This is a genomic window from Bacillus sp. 05T31 (genome assembly GCF_056396725.1).
In genome coordinates this window covers 1-556 of sequence record NZ_JBFTMA010001286.1, presented here as the reverse complement: position 1 = coordinate 556, position 556 = coordinate 1, and the positions used below count along the sequence as shown (strand labels likewise).

The 556-nt window shown below is 34.2% G+C and carries 1 pseudogene; it reads left to right on the top strand.

Annotation, left to right across the window (positions count from 1 at the left end):
- Nucleotides 1–385, top strand: a pseudogene (locus AC1DJR_RS32950) (hypothetical protein); the annotation flags it as partial.
- Between the last annotated feature and the right edge of the window lie 171 nt (nt 386–556).

Sequence of the window (556 nt, the reverse complement as noted above, 5' to 3'; positions counted from 1 at the left end):
GGTAACTGGTTCAGAAGTTGACAAATACAAGCAAGATATTTTGGACAATGCAAATAAAATAGACGAAACACTACGATTGATTGAAGACTCAGCAAAATCAGACATTAAATCAGTAAGCTTAAAGAAGAGTGAAATACAACTTGTAACAGGTGGGTCACAAGCATATGTAAGAAAAATAAAGTATCTTGAACCACCAACTGAACTGAAAGCAGAGCATGACAAGATAAAAGAATCAATGGACTTATATTATGATGCATTTCAACTCCTTTCAGAAGCAGTAGAGGAAGAGAGTGAAAGTAAACTGAAAGAATCAATTATAAAATCAAATCAAGGTGCAAAGCTATTCGAAGAAGCAACAAAGAGTATTGCAAGTAAAACAAACTAATAATCAAAATTCATTCAAATAGGGGTATGATGTATGAAAGCAAAGAAACTTGTAGCGTTAGCAGTACCTTTCATGTTGTTAGTAGGTTGTGGAACTGATAAAACAGAAGCAAAGCCGAAAGAGAAAGTAGAGTCTAAAGAAGAGACGAAGGAGAAGTTGTCAAAAGAGAAG